Annotated in this window: 5 protein-coding genes; 3 read left to right on the top strand and 2 right to left on the bottom strand. The window is 67.1% G+C overall.

Going from position 1 to position 3,484, the window contains the following annotated elements:
• The 3 genes from AB7P10_RS20065 to AB7P10_RS20055 all read left to right on the top strand — a co-directional run.
• Nucleotides 1–524, top strand: a 524-nt coding sequence (locus AB7P10_RS20065; protein WP_428295609.1) for a DNA-3-methyladenine glycosylase family protein, incomplete at its 5' end; no start/stop codon positions are given.
• Complete coding sequence (locus tag AB7P10_RS20060; RefSeq protein WP_428295608.1) at nucleotides 521–1,021, top strand: methylated-DNA--[protein]-cysteine S-methyltransferase; 501 nt, start codon at nucleotides 521–523, stop codon at nucleotides 1,019–1,021. The genes AB7P10_RS20065 and AB7P10_RS20060, both read left to right, overlap by 4 nt.
• Before the next feature lie 81 nt (nucleotides 1,022–1,102).
• Nucleotides 1,103–1,507 (top strand): DMT family transporter, encoded by a 405-nt coding sequence (locus AB7P10_RS20055; protein WP_428295607.1) that lies wholly within the window; start codon nucleotides 1,103–1,105, stop codon nucleotides 1,505–1,507.
• Here the strand turns inward: AB7P10_RS20055 and AB7P10_RS20050 are convergent.
• Both AB7P10_RS20050 and AB7P10_RS20045 read right to left on the bottom strand, forming a co-directional pair.
• Nucleotides 1,475–2,425, bottom strand: a complete 951-nt coding sequence (locus AB7P10_RS20050) for an IS481 family transposase (protein ID WP_428295606.1) — start codon at nucleotides 2,423–2,425, stop codon at nucleotides 1,475–1,477. The two genes, AB7P10_RS20055 and AB7P10_RS20050, sit on opposite strands and share 33 nt — an antisense overlap.
• A 95-nt stretch (nucleotides 2,426–2,520) precedes the next feature.
• Nucleotides 2,521–3,484 (bottom strand): DUF1501 domain-containing protein (locus tag AB7P10_RS20045; protein WP_428295605.1); only part of this gene is annotated, 964 nt, incomplete at its 5' end.

The following is a 3,484-nucleotide window of genomic DNA, read 5'->3' as shown; positions in this document are numbered from 1 at the left end:
CCGTGCTCGGACAACAGATCACGGTGGCGGCCGCGCGCACGCTGGCGCAGCGGCTGGTGGACCGTTTCGGCGAAACCATCGACACCCCGTTTCCCGAGCTCACCCGCCTGTTCCCGGCACCCGAGGTGCTGGCCGAAGCGGGCGGCGACGCCCTGGGCCAGCTGGGCATCGTCAGGCAACGCCAGGCCGCCATCGTGGCGCTGGCGCAGGCGGTGGCCGGGCAACGCCTGCAATTGCACGGCAGCGCCGACGTGCCTGCGACCATCGAGGCGCTCAAGGCACTACCGGGCATTGGCGACTGGACGGCGCAATACATCGCCATGCGTGCGCTGCGCTGGCCCGACGCTTTTCCTGCTGGCGATGTGGCCTTGCACAAGGTGATGGGCTTGCAGCAGCAAAAACAAGCCGCTCGCCTGGCCGAGGCCGCCTCCGGCGTCTGGAAACCCTGGCGCAGCTACGCCGTGATACGGGCCTGGTCGGCCGGCGTCGCGCCCCCCATCGAATCGAAAGGAACCTCGACATGAAACACGATCCCGCGACCGTCTTCACAGAGTGGCACGGCCCACTGGGCCCGATGGTGCTGGCAGCCACGCCACGGGGGCTCAGCGGCATCTGGTTCGAAGGCCAGCGTCACGGGCCAGTCACATCTTCGTGGCGGCGCGCGGCCGACGTGCCCGTGCTCCAGCAGGCGATGGCGCAGCTCACGGCGTACTTCGCCGGGCGACGCACCGCGTTCGACCTGCCGCTGGACCTTGGCGCAGGCACCGCGTTCCAGCAGCGCGTGTGGCAGGCGCTGCGGCAGATCGCGCCCGGTGGCACCACGAGCTACGGCGCGCTGAGTGCGCGCATCGGCAGCCCCGCCGCAGTGCGCGCCGTGGGCGCAGCCGTGGGGCGCAATCCGGTCAGCATCGTCGTGCCCTGCCACCGCGTGATCGGTACCGACGGCTCGCTCACCGGTTACGCTGGCGGGCTGGAACGCAAGACCGCCCTGCTCGCGCTGGAGGGTGCCGCCCTGCATTGACCCGGTGCGCGCATCAATCGGTGCGCCAAGCATCATCAATGGCTCACAGCAACGCACCACGCGATCGGCATACTTCCCGCCATGAACCCTGCCCTCACTGTCGAATTCGTCCTGCTCGGCGCCATCTGGGGTGCGTCCTTTCTGTTCATGCGGCTGTCCGTGGTGGACTTCGGAGCGCTGCCCACGGCTTTTGTGCGCGTCTCGGTGGCTGCGGCGTTCCTGCTGCCCATCCTGTTCTGGAAAGGCCAGGTCCGGATCCTGCTGCAACACTGGAAAGCGCTCTTTCTCGTGGGGCTGCTGAACTCGGCCATTCCCTTCGCGTGTTTCTCGTTCGCGCTGCTGGCCATCACCACCGGCCTTTCGGCCATTCTCAACGCCACCGTGCCACTGTTCGGTGCGGTAGTGGCCTGGCTCTGGCTCAAGGACCGCCCCAACGGCTCGCGCATCCTCGGGCTAGTTGTGAAGAGTCAAGAGGTTGTTTCGTGAGCGAGTGAGCCGGGACATGGGAGCGATGCCGCCGATGCCCTGATGGGGACGGTGCCAGTTGTAGTGGTGATTCCAGTGGTCCAGCGCGGCGGTGCGCTCGCTGGAGTTCTGGTACGTGAAGCCATAGGCCCACTCACGCAGGGCCGACTGGATGAAGCGCTCGGCCTTGCCATTGGTCTGCGGTCGGTAGGGCCGCGTGAACCGGTGGCGGATGCCCAGTTCCTGACAGGCCAGCGCGAAGTCTCTCGAACGGAAGGCAGAGCCGTTGTCGGTGAGCAGGCGCTGGATGCGCACGCCCAGGCTGGCGTAGTAGGCATGTGCGTTGCGCAGGAACTGCACCGCGTTGGGGGCCTTCTCGTCTGGGTGAATGTCGGTGAAGGCGATGCGGGCGTGGTCATCGATGGCCACGAACAGCATCTCCCAGCCCGCTCCGGTGACGCTGTCCTTGCGATTGCCCGTCACGCGGTGGCTGGGGCGCACGATGCGCCCGAGCTTCTTGGTGTCGATGTGCAGCATGTCGCCCGGGGCCGCGTGCTCGTAGCGCACCACCGGCTCGGCGGGCTGCAGGTCGCTCAGGCGGCTGAGGCCGGCGCGGGCCAGCACCCGCCCCACCGTGCTCTTGGACAGGCCCAGGGCCACTGCGATGCGCGCCTGAGTGAGTCGCTTGCGCCGCAGTTCCACCGCGGCCAGGGCCTTGGCGGGTTCGATGGCGCGGGGAGAGCTCGCTGGGCGTGAGGAGGCGTCGACCAGCCCGGCATGGCCGTGTGCCAGGTAGCGCCCCAGCCACTTGCGCGCTGTCGGTGCGCTCACACCGTGTGCCTGTGCGGCAGCACAGGCGCTGAGTCCACGTTCGGTGATGTCTTGAACCATTTCGATTCGACGCGCCAGCGTAAGTCGGGCATTCTTATGGATGTTCATCTGGTTGAGTTCCTTGAGAGTTCTGGGGGTGTGGTAATTCCCAGTCTCTCAAACTCAACTCAGATGAACACATACAACCTATTGGACCTTCACAGCTAGGCCATGAAGCCCAAATTGGTTGGATAGTCCACGCTGTTGAAATTCGCCAGGTTCGGCAGGATTCCGTTCATCTCGGCGCCCTGCACGCCGAACCACGTGGCCATGGTGCCGGCGTACTGGTCCACCGAGGTGCTGGGCAGCAGCCGGCCCTGGCCCACGTGCCACTGGTCGTTGGCGTCCACCGCCGAGTTGGTCACGCTCACTGGCGGGGCCTTGCCGTAGAAGGCCTTGCCGCGCACCGCGCCCCCCACCATGAAGTGGTGGCTGCCCCAGCCGTGGTCGGAGCCGTCGCCGTTGGAGGTGAGCGTGCGTCCGAAGTCCGAGGCGGTGAAGGCGGTGACCTGGTTGGCCACGCCCAGCGCCACGGTGGACGCGTGGAAGGCGGTCAGTGCGGCACTGAGGCGGCCCATCAACGTGGCCTGCCCACCGATCAGGTTGTCGTGCAGGTCGAAGCCGCCCATCGACACGAAGAACACCTGTCGGCGGTTGCCCAGATCGTTGCGCGCGGCAATGAGGCGCGCCACCAGCTTGAGCTGGTCGGCCAGGTTGTTGCCGGTGGGGAAGGCGCTGAACGCGGCGGCATTGGCCGGGTAGCTGGCCAGTGCGGCGGTGATGGCGCTCTCGGCGCCCACGGCGCGCGCGGTGACCAGGTTGTATTCGTTCTCCAGCACGTGCGTGCGCGTCTGCAGCGCGAGTTGCGTCATGGCACCTCGCACGGCGGCCGAGTTGTACACGTTGCCATTGAGCGCATTGATCTTCACCGCGCCCCCGGTGCTGACCTGGTAGGACAGCGCGTCGTCGCCCGAGAGGAACACCGTGTTGCCCGTGACCGAAATGCAGGTGAGCACGCGGCTGGTGTTGGATGAAAGCGCGAGGTCGCCGATGTGGCCGCCCCAGCCGGTGGTGGCACCCTCGGGTTGGGACGACTGCCACACCGATTGCTGGTCGTTGTGCGAGAAC

The organism is Hydrogenophaga sp. (assembly GCF_050182545.1).
In the GTDB taxonomy this organism is placed as follows: domain Bacteria; phylum Pseudomonadota; class Gammaproteobacteria; order Burkholderiales; family Burkholderiaceae_C; genus Hydrogenophaga.
Note: the sequence above shows the minus strand (reverse complement) of the source record. Positions and strands in the feature narration are given on the sequence as shown.

Coding starts and splice junctions, on each gene's coding strand:
- AB7P10_RS20060 (WP_428295608.1), top strand. CDS start 521: ATGAAACACGATCCCGCGACCGTCTTCACAGAGTGGCACGGCCCACTG.
- AB7P10_RS20050 (WP_428295606.1), bottom strand. CDS start 2,425: ATGAACATCCATAAGAATGCCCGACTTACGCTGGCGCGTCGAATCGAA.
- AB7P10_RS20055 (WP_428295607.1), top strand. CDS start 1,103: ATGAACCCTGCCCTCACTGTCGAATTCGTCCTGCTCGGCGCCATCTGG.